This is a genomic window from Richelia sinica FACHB-800 (assembly GCF_014698825.1).
Taxonomy (GTDB): domain Bacteria; phylum Cyanobacteriota; class Cyanobacteriia; order Cyanobacteriales; family Nostocaceae; genus FACHB-800.
Genome location: NZ_JACJTT010000024.1, coordinates 35,644 through 56,362 on the forward strand (window position 1 = coordinate 35,644; position 20,719 = coordinate 56,362).

The following is a 20,719-nucleotide window of genomic DNA, read 5'->3' on the forward strand; positions in this document are numbered from 1 at the left end:
ATATTTGGAAGAGGGAAAAGAGAACACTATGGCTAACGCCACGCTCCGCGAACGACAAGCTCAGTGCATCGCAGGGAAGAGGTAAAAGATAAGGAATACAGAGATTTTTGGTTGTTCCAAAAATGTTAAATTAATTTTTCCCAGGTAGTTATAACCTAAAAATAAACCTCACAACACGCGAGGATATTATGACACCTGATGGTTGGTGATGTAGGTGACGACTAAAGGCGTTAATTCCCTTTCTAATCGAGTGATAACGGTATGGTCATAATCTGACCAAATTCGCTGCTGATTAAAAACACAAGGCTGCAAAATTCCCCAAAGTTGACCATCTTGGCATAAGTGAGCATGAATCAAGGCCCGGTGTCCAAAGTATTTGCGTTCAAACTCTCGATTTACAACTTTTGGGTTAGCAGTTTCCACATCTTCAATATAAATAGAAGCTTCCGTTCGCAGTGCCGCAGCAAATAAGGGGTCTTCTTGAGGTAATGATGCTGGTTCTAACTGCCACTGGCAGTCTGTAATATCTGGAATATTTTGATTGCGTCGCCAGCAATAGGCTATTTTACCAAACTTAGTTTGAGGATTTCTCAAGTAGAGAAAACAGCGATCGCACTGTAATACTTCTCCAACTGCTGGAAGTATGGCACAAAAAATGGCATCTGGCTCAATATATTTTTCTAAAATGCCTTGTATGCTGTTGGGTAAAGCTAAGTCAGTCATTAGCGGGTAAGTCCTAAAGTTGTATTTTCGCAATGACCCCTTACCAAAAACATCATCCTACCGACACACAGAGTACACCTGTTATAGATTTATCAGGGTTTGAGCTTAATTCGCAGATATGTGGGTAGAAAACGACAAATTATTTTGGTGATTAGTGGTTGTCTAGCCAGTTTGGGAGGTGCTTATCTGAGAAGCTAGAAAACAAGAGTGCGATCGCTTATGATTATCTTTAAGCTAAATATATTTAATTCTTGGCTATTTTTATCTATTCTTGCTAATATTTAAAATTTCTGGTTAACCTCAAAACAAATAAAACAGAAATATACATCTTAGTTGGATACAGATTTTTTGAAGAAGCATTATTAATCTAAATAATAGAACCATCATTATGAACTTGATTGTGACGAAAAAAGTTCGTCAGAGGTATTTATGAGTTCTATTAACATTGATAATCTTCCTCTTTGGGTACAACATCGAGACACAGTGCTCAAATATAGCAATAACGTTCAATGGCGCTATGGTGAGAAGCCAGATTACACTCGTTCCAATCAAAAGTTAGCCCAGGAAAGTCAGTACAATCATCCCCAAAATTCGCTGCCCGGACTTGTGCAGAATTTAGTCCGTAATTTTGATATTGAAGCGAACTTTAAAAGTAACCCCGCCCAGTGGCTAACTGTGGTTCAAGATAAATTTCGCATGAGTACAAATGGCGGACATGGCTACACACTACCAGAATTAGTCAATTCAGGAACTTATAAATTGTTGATTGGTAATACTCAATATTATAAGGCTACTGAAGAGAATTTTGAAACCTCAACTAATCTCTTCCATACAGCATTTCCTGAAGGGTTTTTGTGGGAAGTAATCGATGTCTATTCTCCACCACCAGTAATCACTTTTAAATGGCGGCATTGGGGTTATTTTAAAGGTGCATATAAAGATTATGCTCCGACAGGTCAAATGATTGAGGTAGTGGGGTTAAGTATTGTTACTGTTACAGATGACCTAAAAATTCTCACTTTGGAACATTATTATGACAATAATAAATTCCTCGAACAACTAACATCTGCTGGTAAATTAGGTACATCATCCCCAGCTGCGTCTAATAGAACTGTGCAATCACCGACTTTTCTCCAACAAACATTGTTAGGTTTTATCAAGAAACTATGGGGGAAAAAAGAGGAAGCAGTTACACCTAATCTTGCAGCTAGTCGTTGTCCTTTTGCTGCTTTAGTTAGATAATTGACTCAAGATTTGATAGATAGCACAAATACATACCAATAAATTATTCATTTATATTTGTGCTATTTATTAACTATTGTTTAATTGGCATTATTTTTTGGCATTAATAAGTTAGGATTTGATATTGTATATAGATAGATATGACAACAGGAAATAAGCCCAATCATTGATTAGGGTATTTACAACTATTTAAAATAACTTACATTTTATCATTCGAGATATCTATTTAATATCCTAGTCGCTATAATCAAAATAAATTTTAAAAAACAAGGTGTGGGCTTAGAAACAGAAATATTGTAGGTTGGGTTGAACAAAGTGAAACCCAACATTATAAATGTTTTTCTTGGTTTGCCCTGTCGCTTAACCCAACCTACTGATTTATACAGAAATCAAATTAGCTGAAACATTCACCTTTTGATTTAACCAGCTATACCATTCATCCAACCCTGCACCAGTAGTAGCAGAAACTTGAAAAATTTGCATTTTGGGGTTTACCTGTTGCGCGTATTCAATGCAGCGTTGGACATCAAACTGCACATAGGGTAATAAATCAACTTTGGTAATAATCATGATCTCGCTAGCGCGGAACATGTGAGGATATTTAATTGGTTTATCTTCCCCCTCTGTCACTGAAAGAATTACTACCTTTGCCTGTTCTCCTAAATCAAATAAAGCTGGACAAACTAAATTACCGACATTTTCAATCATCACCACAGAATTTAGTGGTGGGTTGAGTTGTTGTAAACCTCTATCAATCATAGATGCGTCTAAATGACAGCCTGTACCAGTGTTGATTTGCACCACTTTACAGCCTGTTGATTTTATTTTTTCCGCATCGTTTGTAGTTTCTTGGTCGCCTTCAATGACGCTAATAGTTAGTTTGTCTTTGACATCATTAATGGTGCGAGTTAATAATGTGGTTTTACCAGCACCAGGAGAACTCATTAAATTTAAAGCGAGGATATTTCTTCCTTTAAACCAGCCCCGATTTTGGGCAGCTAATAAATTATTTCTAGCTAAAATATCCTGTTCTAAAGATATAGTTGTGTTATGAATATTGGCGTGAATATGTGCTGATTCTTCGTGACTATGATGGCTATGATTTTCATGATGATGAGAATGGGTAATCACAGTGCCATCAGGTAAAGTGTGAGTATGGTGATGGTGGTCATGTTCAATTACACCATTTTCTAAATTTGTTATTTTTGCTTCTCCATCATCGGAACAACCGCAGGTTACACACATAATTCCTCTACTTCTATTTCCTTGATTTTCAGTTCTTCACCAGTGATTAAATCTAACTGCACACTACCACATTCACAAATGCCAAAGGGTTTTTCTAAAGGAATTGTTGCACCACATTGACGACATCTGGCCATGCCCGGAATTTCCCAAATTTCTAAGATTGCACCTTCTACTATTGTACCTTTAGCACATATGTCAAAGCAAAAACGTACTGCATCTGGCATAATGGCAGAAAGTTTACCAATTTCTAATAAGACTCGTTGTACTTTTTTGCCTTGGGCGTGTTCGCTGACAATGGCGATGATGTTTTGAGTTATTCCGAGTTCGTGCATAATTTTTTTGATTTTATCTCACGCAGAGGCGCAGAGGGCGCAGAGAGATTAACAAATTCTTGGGAGTTGGTCGCCTACTAGCATATCAACTATTCTTTCTGCACCGAAGGTGGTTTTTAATAGGACTATGCCTGGTGGTGTGGGGATAATTTCACCGATGATAGCGGCTTTTTCTCCGGCTGGATGAGTTTGCATGGTTGCTAAAATCATGTCGGCTTTTTCTTTGGGTGCAACTATGACTAGTTTGCCTTCGTTAGCTAGATATAAGGGGTCTAAGCCCAGTATTTCACAGGTTCCTTGGACTTCTTCTCGTACAGGAATGGTGCTTTCATTGAGGCGTATTCCTAAGTTTGCGGTCTGGGCAAATTCATTTAATACTGTGGCTAAACCTCCTCTTGTAGCATCTCGCATGGCATGAATATTTGGGCAAACATTGAGAATAGAGGCTACTAAATCATGTAATGGTTGACAGTCACTTTCTATATCTGTTTCTAATGCTAATTCTCCCCTAGCAACTAAAATTGCTGTACCATGATTACCAATTTCGCCATTAATAATTACTACATCTCCCACTTGAATATGACGAGGAGAAATATCAATACCAGAAGGAATTACACCAATACCAGTAGTGTTAATAAAAAGTTTATCAGCACAGCCACGATGAACAACTTTAGTGTCGCCTGTGACTATTTGTACTCCAGCTTTTTGGGCTGCGGCTTGCATACTAGCGACCACACGCCGTAATGTTGCCACTGGTAAACCTTCTTCTAAGATGACACTACAGGTGAGATACAAGGGCTTTGCACCACTTACAGCTAAGTCGTTAATGGTGCCATTAACAGCTAATTCACCTATGTCTGAACCTGGAAAAAATAACGGGTCTACTACATAAGAATCTGTGGTAAAAGCTAATCTATTTCCATATTGAGAAAAACTGGCTAAATCAAAACTGGCTTGGTCTTCTAATTGGGACAAAATGGGATTATCAAAGCTGGTGACAAAGACATTATCAATTAAATCACGCATGGCTTTACCACCACTACCATGGGCGAGATTGATATGAGTATCACGGACTTTAGCCGGACGACGACGAACCTGTTCGATTTTTTGAAAAAATGGATTTTGATGAGGGTTAATAGTCATTTTAAAATTGTTTTATAAGTATATTCTTATGTCAGACAAGCAAAATGCCTGTCTTACAAATTATTTATCTATTTCTATCTTCCTGCTTATTGGAGTTTTTATCATAGTGTAAAACTCCACCAACTGCCCAATCTTCTCGTTCAACTTCTTCAAAATTAATAATTACTGACTCAGATTTAGTATCTAAAATAGACACTAAAGCTTCGGTCATGGCTTTGACTATTTTGCGCTTTTTTTCTATGGAGTTGTTTCTAGGAATTCGCACTGTTACATAAGGCATATAATTTCCTCAAGTTGTGTAATTTAGACTGATAGAGGTTGTGGAAATACACCTGATTGATTTCTTTTGTCCATAGTAGAAAGTCGCCCATATTTATAATAGGCAGCACAAGCCCCTTCGGAAGAAACCATACAAGTACCAATGGGTGTTTCAGGAGTACAAGCTGTGCCAAATACTTTACATTGCCAAGGTTTTAATACTCCTTTGAGAATTTCCCCACATTGACAAGCTTTATGGTCTGCTACTTTTAAGTTAGGAATGGTAAATTTAACTTCGGCATCGAATTGGGCGTATTCATCCCGAATTTTCAAACCAGAATTGGGTATTTCTCCTAAACCACGCCATTCAAATTTTTCCCGCACTGCAAAAACTTGATTCATAGCTGCTAGTGCATTTTTATTTCCTGCTGGTTCAACTAAGCGGTTATATTGATTTTCAACTTGGCAACGGTTGTTAACTATTTGTTTTAGCAACATCCAAATTGATTGGAAAATATCTAATGGTTCAAAGCCAGAAATAACGATGGGTTTACGATATTCTTGGGCAATAAATTGGTAAGGGTCTGTACCTATAACCATGCTGACATGACCAGGCCCAACAAAACCGTCAAGTTGTAAGTCGGGGTTGTCTAAGAGTGCTTGGAGGGCAGGGATAACTAAGACGTGGTTGGAAAACATACTAAAGTTAGTGATGTTTTCAGCGGCTGCTTGGAGGATAGTAAAAGCGGTACTGGGGGCGGTGGTTTCAAAGCCTAAGCCGAAGAAGACTATTTCTTTGTGGGGGTTGGCTTTGGCTATTTGCAGACTATCGAGGGGTGAGTACACCATGCGGATATCTGCGCCTTTTGCTTTGGCCTGTAAGAGGCTGGTTTGGGAACCGGGTACGCGCATCGCGTCGCCAAATGTGGTGAAGATGATGTTGGGGTGTTGGCAAAGGGCGATCGCATCATTTATTCTACCTCTAGGCATAACACACACTGGACAGCCAGGCCCGTGGATTAATTCGATATTATCAGGTAATATTTCTTCGATTCCGTATTTAAAAATAGAATGAGTATGTCCGCCGCATACTTCCATGATTTTGAGATGTTTATCTATTTGGCGGCTGAGTTTTTCTATTTCTTTTTGTAGGGCTTGGGCTTGTTGGGGGTTACGGAATTCGTCTACATATTTCATATATTTTTGTTTCGCGCAAAGGCGCAAAGGCGCAAAGGAAGAAAGGGTTTTAAATGGTTTGGGCTGCTGCTAGTTCTTGGAGAAGTTGCAATGTTTCGGCGGCTTCTTGTTCGTTGATGCGGTTCATGGCAAAGCCGACGTGAACAAGTACCCAGTCTCCTATACATTTTTCGGGTGGGTGTTGTTCGTCAACGATACAAGCGATGTTTACTTGTCTTTTGACTCCTCCAATATTAACCATTGCGAGTTTATGTTCGGGGTTGGTTATTTCAACAATTTGTCCGGGAATTCCTAAGCACATTTTTTATTTTCCTTTTTTAAGATTAGTACGGGGAGTATGTATATTATTTTTTAAGTTGTTAGCTGCTGTAATTACGGCTTGTCCTAGTGATAAGCCACCGTCATTGGCAGGTACTATACTATGAGTTAGGACAGTGATATTAATTTGTTGTAAGCGTTTACTTACTTGTTCTATAAGAATACAATTTTGAAATACTCCTCCTGTTAGTGCTACTTGATTAAATTTGTATTCTTGGGAGAAAACTTTCACTATTTTAGTGATTAAAATAGCTAAACTAATGTGAAATTTTGCGGCTATTTCTGAGTTGGAAATTTGCTGCTGTATGTCGTTTAGTATCCCCAGCCACATAGAGCTAGGGTCTATATAATAGATATTATCGAAATTTTCAAATTTAAAGGGATAATTTAGAGTTTCTTCATCATTGTTTAAAATTTCCCTATCAGCTATGGCTTCCATTTCTATTGCGGCTTGTCCTTCATAGCTGCATTGTTCTCGACAAATACCTATGGCGGCTGCTACTGCATCAAATAATCTACCTACTGATGAGGCTAAAGGTGAGTTAATACCTTTGTTGATGATTTGGTTCAGTAATTTTAGTGGTTTTTGTTCGAGAAATTTGATAATTTCTAAATCAGGATATTGCTGTTTTAATTCTTCCCAGTCAAACGCAGTAATTAATTGGGCATAGGTATTGCGCCAAGGTTGATAAATTGCTTGTTCTCCCCCTATCATCGGTATAGGTTTAAATGTTGCTATGCGTCTAAATTCCCGATAATCAGCAAGTAAAAATTCTCCGCCCCAAAGTGTACCATCTTCACCATAACCTAAACCATCGAAAGCAACGCCCAAAATCGGTGATGAATCTAAAGGTATTTGATTTTCTGCCATACAAGCTGCGACATGGGCATGATGATGTTGAATTTGTTGGAGAGGGATTTGATTAGCTGTAGCTAGTTCTTTACCTAATTTGGCAGATAAGTATTCTGGATGTTTATCTATAGCAATGATTTCTGGTTTATGGGCAAATAAGTTTAAATATAAATTCAGGGTATCTTGATAAGCATTAAAGGCTGCGGCGTTTTCTAAATCTCCTAAATGTTGTGAAAGAATTGCTTCACCTTCACGTAACAAGCAAAAGGTATTTTTTAACTCGCTCCCCATTGCTAAAATTGGTGGTATTTGCTCAAATCCTGGTGGTAATTTAATTTGTGCTGGGGCATATCCTCTAGCCCTTCTTAGGGTTTGAATTTTACCATCGATGACCCGCACCACAGAATCATCTACTCGGTTAACAATATCTCGATTATGAAAAAGAAAATAATCAGCTATTGTTCCTAGTTTACGTTTTGCTTCTTCATTATCTATACATTGTGGTTCATCAGAGATGTTGCCGCTAGTTAATACTATTGGGCGATTCATACGTCTGAGAATTAAATGATGGAGAGGTGTATAAGGCAGCATAAAGCCCAGAGTATTTTGCCCTGGTGCAACTGACGATGGTAATTGGTTTTCTAATTTTTGCTTTAATAAAACTATGGGTGCAGCCGGACTAGTTAATAATTTTTTCTCTTGGTCGTTAATATAACAATATTCAGAAATGATATTAATATCTTTTGCCATTAAAGCAAAAGGTTTATGATAGCGTTGTTTACGTTCTCGTAATTTTTGTACTGCTGTTTCTTGAGTGGCATCACAAGCTAAGTGAATACCTCCCAAACCTTTAATAGCAACAATTTGGCCTTTTTGTAATAAGGTACAAACAGCGTCAACATCATCCAACATCGAGAACATATCAGCGATAACAGGTTTACCATCAGCCCTTTCTAACCATGCACGGGGGCCGCAAACATGACATGCTACAGGTTGGGCATGGAAACGCCTATTTTCTACATCTTGATATTCCTGTTCACATTCTCCACACATAGGAAACTGGGCCATGCTGGTGTTGTTTCTATCGTAGGGAATAGCGCGAATAATGGTGAGACGTGGGCCACAGTGGGTGCAGTTGGTAAAGGGATAACGAAAATAACGACTAAAGGGGTCAAAAATTTCTTTTTGGCATTGGGGACAAGTAGCAGCATCAGCAGAAATTTCTGTTTTAACTGCACTGTTTACACTATGGGAAATTACAAAATCATCAAAGTTAAATTCCCCTAAATAAGGAGTGCGAATTAATTCCTGAATTCTGGCTAAAGGTGGACATTCTCTATCTAAATTCTCGATAAATGCGGTGATTTTTTCCTCGCTTCCCGCAACCCGAATTAAAACTCCTTCTCCATCATTACAAACATCACCCTTCAAACCTATACTTTTCGCTAAACGATACACTGTAGGACGAAAACCCACACCTTGTACAGTACCACGCACTCTAATCTCTTCAACAGACATCTCTCCTCCTCTGCGTGAGATAACTAAAGCCTCCAAATCAAAACCCGATTATTTCCCGAATCAGCTATGACTGCAATATCATCACAAACCTTAATTCCATAACACCAATTTAAACTTTGTCTAGTCGGTAACCCAAAATTACGATTTTCACTTTTACTGGTAAAGCTATCTTGTCCAACTACACCATCAGCATCTGCACCCTGTAATAACAAAATCGATTCAGGCTGTTTCCATCCTAACAAACGAGAATTAGCCGTATCCGCAACTAATAACCATTCTCCAGCCACATCTATGCCGTAGGGCATACTTAAACTACTAGCATTAGGAAAATAAACTCCTTGATTTAATTCCACACAATGAAAATTTTTCTGTCCTAAAACAACCGCACAAGGGGTATTGTTTTCTGTGGGTATGCCTGACCAAATCATCACTCGGTTATTACCTGCATCGGTAACAACTAAATTGCCATCCCAAAGAGTAATATCATGACACCAACGCATACTAGCAGCAGTGGGAGAACCACCACCATTTTCATTACGAGATGTCATGTCTGGTTGACCCAAAACTATATCGGCAGGTTGACCGTTTTCTGTGGGTAATTGATGCCAAATTAATAACCGACGATTTCCAGTATCTGCTACAAACAACTGACCTTGATGATAAAAAATACCATAGGGCCAATGGAAAGTATTAGCCTCAGGTTGCTGACTTCCTCGGTTAGGTTCATTATCAATGAAATTAGCTTGTCCTAACACTAAATCTGCGGGAACATTGCTATCTTCTGGGATATTGTGCCAAATTAAAACGCGGTGGTTCCAAGCATCTGCAACTGCTAAACCTTGACCACATTTACAAATACCTGTAGGAACGCTGAGGGTTGATTTTCCTGGTGTACCTTTGGCATTTTGTCCTTCATGATGAAAGTCTGGTTGTCCTATCACCCAGTCCGCAGGTTGATTATCTGTTGTGGGTAAATTTCGCCATCCTAATAACCGATGGTGTCCTGTATCTGATACCCACAGGGGCCCAGTTGGTGAGATTAAATAAGCACCACGAGGGCCAAACATGGTGGAGGAACTGGGGGCAAGAGGTATAGCTAATTGTTCCGGTGTTGTAGTGTTACCTAAGATTATTTCTGCACCCTCAGAGGAGAGAAATAATCTATTATTAGCTGTTATGTTATGTTGCAAGTTAGATAATAAATTAATTTGACTAGAGGTTTATCAATGTAGCGAGATGCTGTTAATTATTGAAAGTCATACAGTGGGATATATATGTATCCTCGATGACTTTTTGTCGGAAATGTCAATATTTTGCTAATTTGTTGATTTTCTGGTGTATCGATGTTTGACACCGATGGGGAAATATTCTGTATCACCTGTTAACTTTAAGGTGATTTTTGGCATTTGATATTCTAGAGGTACATAATTAGCAAATTCACTGTTGAGACGTTGCAGTTGAGTGAGAATTGCCTCAGCGATAGTTTTTGTTTTTTCTTCATTACCTTCGATGCCTGGGGCTAACTCTACTACTACAGATAAAAATCTATTTTTATCTGTATCTTCTTCCACTTGCAGTACAAATTTGCCTGTCACCCATTCTCTAATTACTGGTTGTTCTAGTCCAACGGTGACATTTTCCGGGTAAATATTGGCACCAAAATAGGATACTGTAAAGTTAGATCGTCCAAATACATAAACAAAAGGTAGTTGATGAATACCCCTGTTTGCTTCTAATTGAGATAAAGGATTAAATCCCCATTGTGCTAAAAATTGAAGCATCTGATCATAAGTAATTAAACCCCCATGATCTAAGATGTTATAACGGATTAAAGGAATGCCATTATTACCAGAGAATAATAATGCTCCTGATTCTACTTCAAAAAAGCGGCTACAGGGGTCATATTGTACTAGGGTAGGTAAGCGAGATTCTCCAAATAATGCCTTAGCTGCTTCAGGATTCTCGGCTAAAAAACGACGAATGCAAATACTTAAAGGTGTTTCATTACCTAATACACCTGCATCCGCTGTTCCATACATGGAAGCAAAATCATAACAAGGATTTTGTGAACCTATTCTTTCAGCTACTAAGTTTCGCCATTCTTCGCTGAAAACTTCTCCTGCCATGACTAATTTAATGTGATATTGATGCCATCGCACACCACGACTAATGCCTGTATCGATTACGTCTTTCAGAAAAGGTGGATATCCTAATAAAACGACTTGCTCAAAGTATGCACCTAATTCTTGAACTACTCGCAATATCTCTTCTTTATTATTACCAGGAGTAATGACGGTGAGGGGATAACCTTTGCTGGCTAAATAACGACAGCAGTTAGTGGTAAACATGCCACCGACCCAGGTTCCTAATGTGAAACAGACTACAGCTAATGTGCGGTGATTTTTGGCATCAAAACTATCATGAAAAATTTGTTCAAATCTTGTAGCTATTTGTAATTCGTCGGTGAAAAAACGTGGCCAAAATGTGGGTTTACCAGTAGAACCAGATGAAGCCGCAATCATATCACAGTTTTCTAATTGCCCATGGCGACATAAACTAGTTAATGGATACTGGGAAATATAATTTTCTTTATTAATCGGTGGTAATTTTTGAAAATCTGCAAAGGTTTGGATTGTCTGGGGCTGTATATTTGCTTGTGCTAAAAAAGCTTTGTAAGCTGGGACTGTATTGGCGACATCTTGGAATAAGTTGATAACTGCTGTTGTACTGGAAATATCAAGATGCTGGGTTAATTTATTTTCTAAAGGAGTCAATAAAAAATTGTGAAATTCTGTAATTGCTCTTTGGGTTTGTGGTTGCTGATTCATAAAAATATAGCTTTTGGTTTAATTTCTGCAACCTAGATTTCTGCAACCTAGATTTGTACAAAAATTATCACTGGTAACTCCAGAGAACGATAGAGTAAAAGGTGCAGAATTAACAAAATTAAACCTATGGCACTAAAACGCTTTATTATCGAAATGGGAATGGGTGTAGACCAGCATGGACAGGAACCGACTGTAGCAGCTGCTAGGGCTGTGAGAAATGCGATCGCTCACAATGCTTTACTCGGTATTATGGAAGTAGCAGGCTTAAAAGACCCCAATGAAATGATTGTAGAGGTGAAGGTCGCAGTACCCTATCCTGAACAAGTCAGAGAAGAGGAAGTATTAGCTGTACTGCCCTTTGGTCAGAAAACCCTCACCGTAGAAACAGGGGGAATGGTGGTAGATGGGTTAGCAATTCCCTCTCTCAACGATAAAAATGACGAAATGTTGATAGCGGTGGCAGCAGTGACAGTTTTAGTAGAAACTGAATAACTCTATCTCTAAGCTGAAAGTCTCCTGGTTTGCTGACGTTGCTGTAAGTGATGCATGTGATGAAACAAAGACCAGCAATATTCTTCTGGTAGCCCGCAAGTAACTGCACCCCTCATGACGACATTAAAATACCAATCATTGGGTGCAATTTCTTCTGTTAATTTGTTGACGACTACATAGGTGCGGACGTTTTGATAAATCTTGTCTCGACAATGAATATTCACTAATTCGTGTCGATATAAACCTTGGGACACTCCTTCCCGTTGGTCTAAATATTCACTGAGTCGATAAGGTAGCTGATAAAGAACTCCTTTAACGCTGTGTTTGGCATCTGTCACTACATCTAAAACCCCACATTTGCGGTTGGGGGAATAGAGATAAAATCCTAAGCGATATCCACGCAGTATACCAGTGCCAATGACATAATGGTGTGTATTCTCGCCAAGCGATCGCTTTAAATCTACTGGACACATACACGAACCATAGGCAAAATAATAAAACATTGGTTCGTTTTGTAGCAGTTGTTGCTGTTTCCAGTCTGACTTGGCAGAATTAGGTTCTACCCATCGATGGTGAGGTTGTCCACTTTGATTAGTCATCTATCCCTGGACTGATTGACGATGATAGCCAAATATAGCACCTGATTTTTGAAAATACAAATCTAAGTTTATCAATCTATTTTCATAAATAATGAAAATAGCCAATTTTTCCTTTGATTAAATCTGGGTTTCTTTTCATTATATAAATTTAAAACATTGTCTTTATTTATAATCATCAGCATTTATGAAATTGCCTATGATAATAAAGGGCAAAAATATCTGGTTATCACAATAGCAAATATAGAGTTTTGGTTGGTTATTTAGAGAATTTATCAGTTACTACAATCGCTAATTATATAAAGTCATATATTGTACTCTGTCAAAATCGAAAATTAACGTTATGCAATTAAATCTCAATTATAAAGAAATGCCATTCTTGCCATATCATCAACGTAAGGATTTACCAGCAAAACCAGGTATTTATTATGTTGGCAATGGTGATTATCCTGTTTCGTATATAGGATTTTCTCATAATTTGAGAAATCGTCACATAAATCATCATCGTCAATCAGAATTTGCTGAAATTGCAAATGCTGTTATACATTATCGAGTTGTGACCGAAGATTTATTAGATAGAATTTACAACCTTACAGAAAATCTCAGGAGATTAGAAAAGCAAGCTATTAATTATTATCAGCCACAACTCAACAAAAAAGCTGTCAATACTCAGCATAAATTATCCCTTGGAGGAGTTTATGTTCAAACTCATCAAGTCGCAACAGCAGGATATTGTTCACATTTTGATGCGGAAGATGGGGAAGAATTAGCCATTAATACAAGTGCAAGTAAGATAAGTTTAATAAATAAAGCTATTGCAAATCAACGTCCTATTTTTTTAATAGCCTCTGGAAATTATGATGATTATGTAAGAGCAAATTATCATAATTTTTCTGAGTTGATTATGTTAAAAAATGAAAAAGAAAAAATTTATATACTTATAAGTTGCTTTATTCCTTATGGTTGCGAAGTTAACCTCAGTTATGAACTCAGTCATATTGTATATGGTGGAAATTATAAAATATTTATTGAACCTTATATTATTCTTAATAATCAACCTGGATTTAAGGAATTTAAAAGAAGTTATTTGACAGTAGGATTTACTAACTGTGAAAAATCTCCATTCGCTCAAATTTTGTTAAACTTAGGAGGTTTTCAATGAATTTAAATTATTTAAAAAATTAAATAATTTAAATAGAGAGGGAAATAAATTTAGAAACTAGACCAGATTGCCAAGCATCTCCCAGAGACACCACAAATACAAAGATTATTACTGTGAGAAAATATAAACTTTGTGTAGGGTGAGTTATGCCATAGGCTAACGCACCGTCAATAATTCAAGGTATGTTGTGCTGCGCGACAACTGAATCTTAATTTATTTATTTTTTATTGATTTTTTCAAATTAATAAATTCATGCGCGTACTTTTCAACTGAGGTTCTATTAGAAATTATATTAAGGTTTTCATGATTGAATTGAGCTTTTTTTGTCCAATTGTAAGAGCCATTGATCACAGTACACAAATCAATTACACAAAACTTATGATGCATTATGTTATCAAACTTACCACTTTTAGGAATTCTATAAGTTTCAAAATTCTCTTCAAATTTCAAATTATTATTAATATTATCATCGCTAATAATTACTTGAACATTAATTCCTTGTGCTTGCTTATCTATTAATTTGTTAAACAAAACCTCATCTGTAAACCAAGCGACAGCAACCCATATCAAGAATTTAGCCTGATTTATGGCTTTAATTATTTTTCCTTGATTCTCTTCAAAAGAAACTTCTATTTCTATCTCTTCATCATAAGAATCTTGGCTTATTACACTATAAATACCATCGGTTTCGTCTAAATAATAATTATCATTTTTGATAATTTCATTGATTATATTGGCAATTTTTTCTTTATCATCATTATCATTGACAATCTTTTCAAGAATATTTTTTATGGTTTTTGTACCGTTTAATTGTTTAAATTTATCAACAATAAATTTTTGTCTAGAATAGAATTTATCATTGAAAATAGTATCATAAACATCTCTTTCCCCAAACGAGTTAAAAAAATACACTAAATCTTTACCAGTTTTAGGCTTTGTTAATTTTAATTGGTGATCACCAGATACTATTGTTTTAAGTTGATTTATTGTATATTCTGAAAGTTTCATTGTTTTTACCTATTTTTTTGATAAGTATTTTTAAATAATCCTGATTATAAAATCTGAGAAATAATAATATACATTATGTTTGTATCTATAGGTTTTGTTTCTGTAGACGGTTTTAACTGTAGCCATTCATGAAAGCTAATTCCGATTTGTGATATTGCTTTCATTTCTGTCTTGTAGCATTCAAAGCGGTTATTAGTTTCAATTATTATCTCAATTTTTTCCAGTGCTTGAGGAAAATTATTTTTACTTTCTTGTTGATAGCTTTTATCTACACTTCCTAGTAACGGTACGAAAGGTATAAATGGTAATATCACTTTAGCAACATCAATCATGTTAATGCTAACAGGAGGAGGGGTAATAATTGATGGAGGAAACAAATTTAAGTATTTTTTGTACAGAAAATTTCGTTCTTCCTCTTCCAGAAACCGCAACATATTATAAGCATATCTACTAACTTTATCATTCATAAAATCAGCACTTTCTTGTAAACAAAGCAGCGCAGTATCAATTGCTTCTAAATTCCAAATAGCAACGCGCTATAGCTACATAACTTAAAAATAATGATTTAAGATATTCATCAGCAACTTGAATATTTGGTTCTAATGATCTCTCAAAATAATCTGCATAACTATGTTTAGCGTCTAAAAATCCTTTAATAGCTAAATTTACTTGATTATCACGAGTTTCAGATTTTTTGATTGTAAAAGCATAACGAGCTAAATCAAGGGATGCACGAAAATTAGAATAAACAGATAAATCTAATTTATGATTCGCATCCTGAATATCTTTTTGTAAAATGTTTAGCTGATTTTCAATTTTATCTAATTTGTGAATTACTATAGTAAATCCTATACTCGAAACAGCTAAATTCAAAATACTGGCAACTGAACCAAATTGAGAGAGTATTTTACCAGTTTCAGGAATATCAGGTATTGTTTCACGCAACATAGCAACTATGGACTTTGTTCTTGAATTACGAATAACACCTCCATAACGTTCGTATGTATTATTTATCAAACCATCTTCGAGCCAGTCAGGAATTGAAAAAGTAGCTGTAACTGTTTCCATTATTTTTCCTATTTGTCAAAAATTTAGCTATGCCATATTTAACAATAAAATTTTATATTGCAACACATAACAATCCTTAGTTAATTATCCTTGTTATCTAGATTTGACATTGTGTTATTACTCCTGTTCAATATTATAAACTATTAAACAAATTTAATTTGTTGATAATAAATCAAATAAAAATAAGGGCAAAAAGTATTATAAATTTTAATAAGCACCGATGAATATAAAGCAGATTAAATAGCTGCAATGGAATTGAGAAAATACACATCCTAATATTAATTTTGTTTTTCTTGACAACCAATCCCCATAACTAATAATCCAGGCCAATATAAATACACCAATATCTCTAAATTCTCTCCAAATGTATAGAGAAATAAAATCATTACTACACTCAAGCCCACTTTAGCCGCTGGACATTTGCTATCCATGGATTTAATTAATAAATAGCCAAAACTTGTAGCCATAGGGATGGCTAAAGCAATAAACCCAACTATTCCTTTGACAAACAGTACACCAGCCCAGGTATGGTGTGAGCCAATGGGCATATGTTCAACGATATGGGGCCCATCTTCAACTACTCCATGGCCCCAAATGGGAGCTTCGGCTTGCCAACGATAAACAGCAATTCGTTTTAATGCCATTCTGACTCTTGTTGAACCGGCTCTCGCAGCTTTGAAGCCTTCCCAAAAGTTATTTAAGGCCAGAATAATAGAGGGGGAGAAAATACCACCAAGATAACTAACAAACCCTAGTCCAATCAATATTTTTGGTCTATTCAATCCCGATAGAACGTTGGTAAGTAGGGGAATGATGACGATACATACTTGAGCGAGACGGGACTTGCACACAAAACACATTAATATAGCACCTATTAAGCCAAAGGTGCGCCATTTTTTGTCTTTCTCTTGCAAGGCCAGCATAAAGTAAACATTACCAACAAAACCTAATGCTGGCCCCCAAGGAGTAAATAGTCGCCACCGTAAGTCACCGGTACTACCATCAATTTCGTAGAGAGGTACATCAAAAAACTCATTACCAGGCCCTCCTACGGCTTTGAGTGGGGATACATAGAGTATTTGGGGCAGATGTAGGACGGGAGTTAAGAGTAAAAAAGGAGTGATGATGAGGGTATGAAAGCCGACAATACAAGCGGCTCGATAAACTATTTGTGGGCGAATTTTTAAGCACCCACCTAAGGGATAGAGAGCTAGTGCCGCCCAACCTTTCGCCCAGCCAATGGAGGATTTGATAATCAAGCCTGTGGGTAAATTGTAGTCTAGGTGCCCGGCGATTAAGGCTACTTCCATCGCTATCATCCCAATGACCCAAATCCAAAGAGGCCAAGAGATGGAGATTTTTTCTGACTCTGGTGTGTCTTGGGTTTGAGCCAAGATTTTAATGCAGAGAAAGATGAGCAGTATCCAACAGAGGATCGAACCAACAACGTATAACCCACCAAAAACCCAGATGAAATAGGTATTAGTTATCGCCCACCACACCACTTTTTCTGGTACATTCTCTGGTTGAATATCATCGGCTTTGGTTTGCTTGAACATCAATTTCCTTTGCCAATTCTGGATTTATCAAGACAGCCATTTAGCTAGTTTGTCTATCCAAGGTTTACGAATCCATAGCAAGCACAGGCCCAAGGTGGAAAATACAGAACCTGCTGCTGCTCCCGCTAAAACAAAGCCTTTTTTGGGTGCTGTGGGTTGTTCGGCTAAACTTGGTTCGACTAACATTTGGACTAAAGGATAGGCAGCAAAAATATCTCCTTGTCCTAAATCTAATTTGGTGAGTGTAGATGCAAACAAGGCTTCGGCAATTTGTTCATCACGTTTCAGGTTTTCCAATTTGCTTTGCTGTTGTGAGAGTAGTTCTAGACGTTGCTCTAGACGCTTTATCTCTAAATCTAATGCGGTAATTTGAGCTTTGTATCCTTCTAGGTCTGATTGGTAAGACACTAAACTTTGAAATAAGGCATCTCTGCCTGAACCATTTACAGCTAAAGCTAAACGATTTAAGGTTTCTATGGTCAGAGGTTTATTTAACAGTGATTTACTTTTTTGTAGGAGAGCAGTTAAGGCTGATTCCTGCTGTATTTTTTCTCTAATAACTTGGGGATGGTTAACACCAAATTTAGTGATGAGAATTTCCAACTTGGCACTGGATGCACTGTAATCTTTGAGGTTTTGTTGAAATATTTGGTCGGCATGGAGTAGAAAGGCATCTGCGGCTTCTTGGGGAGAAAGTCCCAAGTTATTGATGAGTTGTTGAAGTCGGCTATTGGTTAACTGTGCTTGGGCTTGAGCTTCTGCTCTTTGTCTGCGTAACTGCTCGATGTTGGAAGACAAGTTACCCAATTGTTCTGGATAGCTTAGACCAGAACGCATTTTATAATCGGAGAGGCGTTTTTGTGCCTGTTCTAGTTTGCGTTGGGCAGAAAGGAGGATTTTTTCCGTGGGGCTTTTGCGTTGATTAATTTCTCCGGCTCTTAAGGAATTGATTTGATTGACCATGGCTTGATATAGGGCCAGGGATTTCTTGCGTGCATCTTCTGGACTTTTACCGGTGACTTCAAACTTCATGATAGTGGTATTGTCTAACAGTTTAATTCGCGGCTTGCTAAATTCCTTGACAGGCATTTTGGCGATCGCTGCTGCTGCTTCTACAATGGGTTCACTAGTAAAAATATATTCATAGTTGGCTCTAGGGTCATAAGTTGAACTACCTAAGGCAGAACCGCTGGAAGATGTGGCCTGACCAATACCAGGTAAGTTGACGTTTACACCAAAACTAGCGCCCGTCAGGATGAGAGCAAATTCGCTCGTATAGACTGGTTTAGTAACTTTCAAATATTGCAGGGATGAACCCCAAATCAACGTGTTACCCAAGGCACTGAGAATGAGATAGCGCAGCCAACGGCCTTTGAGCCAATTTCCCAAATTTCCCATCTTGAACATGAATAGCGGCTGTGTCATCTGAACAAATCTCGAATGATGGAAAGAGGATTTAAGATCGTGTTGAGGATGTCCCGAAATTCCACAACCTTGGAGTCATAACAGGCGACAATATCGTTAGCCTGAAGAAAAGGGTTGTTGGCATCATTGGTGGAATTGACGAGTATGTCGTTGATTGGACGTTGCAAATATTTAGTTTTGCCTGTTAACTGTTCGGTGGTGACGAGGATGGCTCTGCGTTCAGCGTTAGTACCTCTAGTACCCCCTGCACAGTTGGCGGCTGTGACTGCATGGGAAAAGCGAGAGCCATAGGGGAAGGATGTGGCATCACGACCAATACCAGACACTGCATTACCTGTGGCTGGTACGGTGAGGTTAGAAAGAAATACTTTCACACCTGTGGGGGTAATTTGGGAAGGACGCACCAGGTCATTTTGCATTTTCCCAGAATCGGGGACGATAATGCGATCGCCTGCAATTAACGGTATATCTGCAAAGGGTTCGCCTGTTAATACACCAGATAAATCCACTGTACGGGCTTGACCATCGCGGATCAGTTGAACGTTTTTGAGATCCGCTGTGGGTTTGACTCCACCAGCATCACGGACAGCGGCTGTCAAGAAACGGTTGGGGGGATATTGTCCAGCTACGGGTACGGGTGGTTGGGTTTTTTCTCCGGGAGACAGTTCATTAATCACTACTCTGCCTGGTAAAAAGGTAGACCCACTCACAAATACTTCTATGGTAGACCACTGCACTACTAGCAAATTGACGCGGAGGAAGGAAGGTTGAAAAAAAGCGCCATCAATCAAAGCTGTGGTGAGATTCTCCTCTACTTGCTCTGGTTCTAAGCCCACTACAGGCAAGGGTTTGAGATAGGGAATTTCTAAATTGCCTTCTACGTTCACTTCAAAAATTCCACTGAACTCTTCTCCCTCCGGGATACTTATCTTGACGCGATCGCCTGGAGATAGGGGTAATGCCCACGCAGGTGTGGTCAAAGCTAAGGTTGCAACGATGGTATTAAATATTAAATGTTTCAGCATTGCCGGAAACAACCCCTAAGTAGCTACTGCGGAAATTCGTGCAAATTTAGACATTAATCATTAGTAATATTGCTAGGGAAAAAAGTAAGTCGCAATTAAACCTAGAAATTAAAATTTATTTTACTGTATTCGTTGAGATGGAGAATACGCTTTCTACCAATTTAACTAACTGTCCAGCTAGTTCGGAGGGGTGTAATTACGTAATTACCGCTAATAATTAATGATAGTAATCCGGGAAAATAGTGAAATTCAAGACTTATAGCCTGAGGGAATTAATCAAAAAAAATATACAAATTTTGTTTGACAATTTAGTTCCATTAGAGATATAAAAATAATACAGGGTTTTTAAAAGAACGCATCTCTCCTCAGTAACGCTGTTTGCTATCTTAGGAAGTGCTGAACATCTACTAATCACAAGGCAATCAGCGATGAAAACAACCCAGTGGCTTTTCAGGGGGAAAGCCATTTAGCTGGATTTTAAATCCCTATTTATTTCCGTCTGGGTTAATTAATAATTCTTGGAATCTACAAACTCCTGGATTTATCTAAGGGGTCCATTCAACATCCAAAATCCGAAATTGGATGAACCATAATTCTTGGATAGTCACAACTCCTGGATTTATCTGTGGGGTAAATTTCACATCCTGAAAAGGGATAATATCAGGACAGCCAAATCATCACAGCTGTTGTTGGGTAGCATGGTTGCTGAACCTAACAGATTTCTATC

The 20,719-nt window shown here is 37.7% G+C and carries 20 protein-coding genes; 3 read left to right on the forward strand and 17 right to left on the reverse strand.

All coding sequences use genetic code 11. The features are described from left to right. Positions 1-186 precede the first annotated feature (186 nt). Positions 187-723 (reverse strand): GAF domain-containing protein, encoded by a 537-nt coding sequence (locus H6G73_RS16185; RefSeq protein ID WP_190606275.1) that lies wholly within the window; start codon positions 721-723, stop codon positions 187-189. A gap of 429 nt (positions 724-1,152) precedes the next feature. Between H6G73_RS16185 and H6G73_RS16190 the strand changes: the two genes are divergently transcribed. Continuing rightward, positions 1,153-1,965 (forward strand): SnoaL-like polyketide cyclase, encoded by an 813-nt coding sequence (locus tag H6G73_RS16190; RefSeq protein ID WP_190606277.1) that lies wholly within the window; start codon positions 1,153-1,155, stop codon positions 1,963-1,965. A gap of 378 nt (positions 1,966-2,343) precedes the next feature. Here the strand turns inward: H6G73_RS16190 and hypB are convergent, their stop codons facing one another. The 9 genes from hypB to H6G73_RS16235 all read right to left on the reverse strand — a co-directional run bounded on the left by hypB (position 2,344) and on the right by H6G73_RS16235 (position 11,657). Continuing rightward, the gene (gene hypB, locus H6G73_RS16195) at positions 2,344-3,210 is read right to left on the reverse strand and encodes a hydrogenase nickel incorporation protein HypB (RefSeq protein ID WP_190606279.1); all 867 of its coding nucleotides are present in this window, start codon (positions 3,208-3,210) and stop codon (positions 2,344-2,346) included. Further along, positions 3,201-3,542, reverse strand: a complete 342-nt coding sequence (gene hypA, locus H6G73_RS16200) for a hydrogenase maturation nickel metallochaperone HypA (protein WP_190606281.1) — start codon at positions 3,540-3,542, stop codon at positions 3,201-3,203. Before hypA ends, hypB begins: the two co-directional genes overlap by 10 nt. Before the next feature lie 48 nt (positions 3,543-3,590). Next, entirely contained in the window at positions 3,591-4,685 is a 1,095-nt protein-coding gene (gene hypE, locus H6G73_RS16205; protein WP_190606299.1) for a hydrogenase expression/formation protein HypE, read from the reverse strand. 64 nt (positions 4,686-4,749) lie between these two features. Beyond that, complete coding sequence (locus H6G73_RS16210; protein WP_190606301.1) at positions 4,750-4,965, reverse strand: tautomerase family protein; 216 nt, start codon at positions 4,963-4,965, stop codon at positions 4,750-4,752. 23 nt (positions 4,966-4,988) lie between these two features. Next, on the reverse strand, positions 4,989-6,140 hold the full coding sequence (gene hypD, locus H6G73_RS16215) for a hydrogenase formation protein HypD (RefSeq protein WP_190606304.1): 1,152 nt from the start codon (positions 6,138-6,140) through the stop codon (positions 4,989-4,991). A 49-nt stretch (positions 6,141-6,189) separates the two neighbouring features. Further along, positions 6,190-6,441, reverse strand: coding sequence for a HypC/HybG/HupF family hydrogenase formation chaperone (locus H6G73_RS16220; protein WP_190606306.1), 252 nt, complete (start codon positions 6,439-6,441; stop codon positions 6,190-6,192). Positions 6,442-6,444: 3 nt separating this feature from the next. Then, entirely contained in the window at positions 6,445-8,829 is a 2,385-nt protein-coding gene (hypF, locus tag H6G73_RS16225; RefSeq protein WP_190606307.1) for a carbamoyltransferase HypF, read from the reverse strand. A gap of 23 nt (positions 8,830-8,852) precedes the next feature. Then, positions 8,853-10,019, reverse strand: a complete 1,167-nt coding sequence (locus tag H6G73_RS16230; protein ID WP_199317751.1) for a hypothetical protein — start codon at positions 10,017-10,019, stop codon at positions 8,853-8,855. A 126-nt stretch (positions 10,020-10,145) separates the two neighbouring features. Next, the gene (locus H6G73_RS16235; protein WP_190606309.1) at positions 10,146-11,657 is read right to left on the reverse strand and encodes a phenylacetate--CoA ligase family protein; all 1,512 of its coding nucleotides are present in this window, start codon (positions 11,655-11,657) and stop codon (positions 10,146-10,148) included. Between the two features lie 126 nt (positions 11,658-11,783). On the opposite strand from H6G73_RS16235, the gene H6G73_RS16240 reads away from it, so the two are divergent. Continuing rightward, complete coding sequence (locus H6G73_RS16240; RefSeq protein ID WP_190606311.1) at positions 11,784-12,149, forward strand: Lin0512 family protein; 366 nt, start codon at positions 11,784-11,786, stop codon at positions 12,147-12,149. A gap of 8 nt (positions 12,150-12,157) precedes the next feature. Here H6G73_RS16240 and H6G73_RS16245 read toward each other — a convergent pair whose 3' ends face one another. Beyond that, positions 12,158-12,748, reverse strand: coding sequence for a gamma-glutamylcyclotransferase (locus H6G73_RS16245; RefSeq protein ID WP_190606313.1), 591 nt, complete (start codon positions 12,746-12,748; stop codon positions 12,158-12,160). Positions 12,749-13,088: 340 nt separating this feature from the next. Between H6G73_RS16245 and H6G73_RS16250 the strand changes: the two genes are divergently transcribed. Beyond that, complete coding sequence (locus H6G73_RS16250; RefSeq protein ID WP_190606315.1) at positions 13,089-13,907, forward strand: hypothetical protein; 819 nt, start codon at positions 13,089-13,091, stop codon at positions 13,905-13,907. A 213-nt stretch (positions 13,908-14,120) separates the two neighbouring features. On the opposite strand, the gene H6G73_RS16255 is transcribed toward H6G73_RS16250, so the two are convergent. From H6G73_RS16255 to H6G73_RS16280, 6 genes are all read right to left on the reverse strand, one after another. Then, positions 14,121-14,915 carry a phospholipase D-like domain-containing protein gene (locus tag H6G73_RS16255; RefSeq protein ID WP_190606317.1) on the reverse strand — a complete coding sequence of 265 codons (795 nt, stop codon included), beginning with the start codon at positions 14,913-14,915 and terminating at the stop codon, positions 14,121-14,123. A 44-nt stretch (positions 14,916-14,959) separates the two neighbouring features. Next, positions 14,960-15,382, reverse strand: a complete 423-nt coding sequence (locus H6G73_RS16260; protein ID WP_190606319.1) for a hypothetical protein — start codon at positions 15,380-15,382, stop codon at positions 14,960-14,962. 37 nt (positions 15,383-15,419) lie between these two features. After that, a complete protein-coding gene (locus H6G73_RS16265; RefSeq protein ID WP_190606321.1) occupies positions 15,420-15,983 on the reverse strand; it encodes a hypothetical protein in 564 nt (187 codons plus the stop codon). 278 nt (positions 15,984-16,261) lie between these two features. After that, positions 16,262-17,542 carry an O-antigen ligase domain-containing protein gene (locus H6G73_RS16270; RefSeq protein ID WP_190606323.1) on the reverse strand — a complete coding sequence of 427 codons (1,281 nt, stop codon included), beginning with the start codon at positions 17,540-17,542 and terminating at the stop codon, positions 16,262-16,264. A gap of 27 nt (positions 17,543-17,569) precedes the next feature. Further along, a complete protein-coding gene (locus H6G73_RS16275) occupies positions 17,570-18,967 on the reverse strand; it encodes a GumC family protein (protein WP_190606325.1) in 1,398 nt (465 codons plus the stop codon). Beyond that, positions 18,964-19,992, reverse strand: a complete 1,029-nt coding sequence (locus H6G73_RS16280) for a polysaccharide biosynthesis/export family protein (RefSeq protein ID WP_190606327.1) — start codon at positions 19,990-19,992, stop codon at positions 18,964-18,966. The genes H6G73_RS16275 and H6G73_RS16280 overlap by 4 nt, the downstream gene beginning before the upstream one ends. Between the last annotated feature and the right edge of the window lie 727 nt (positions 19,993-20,719).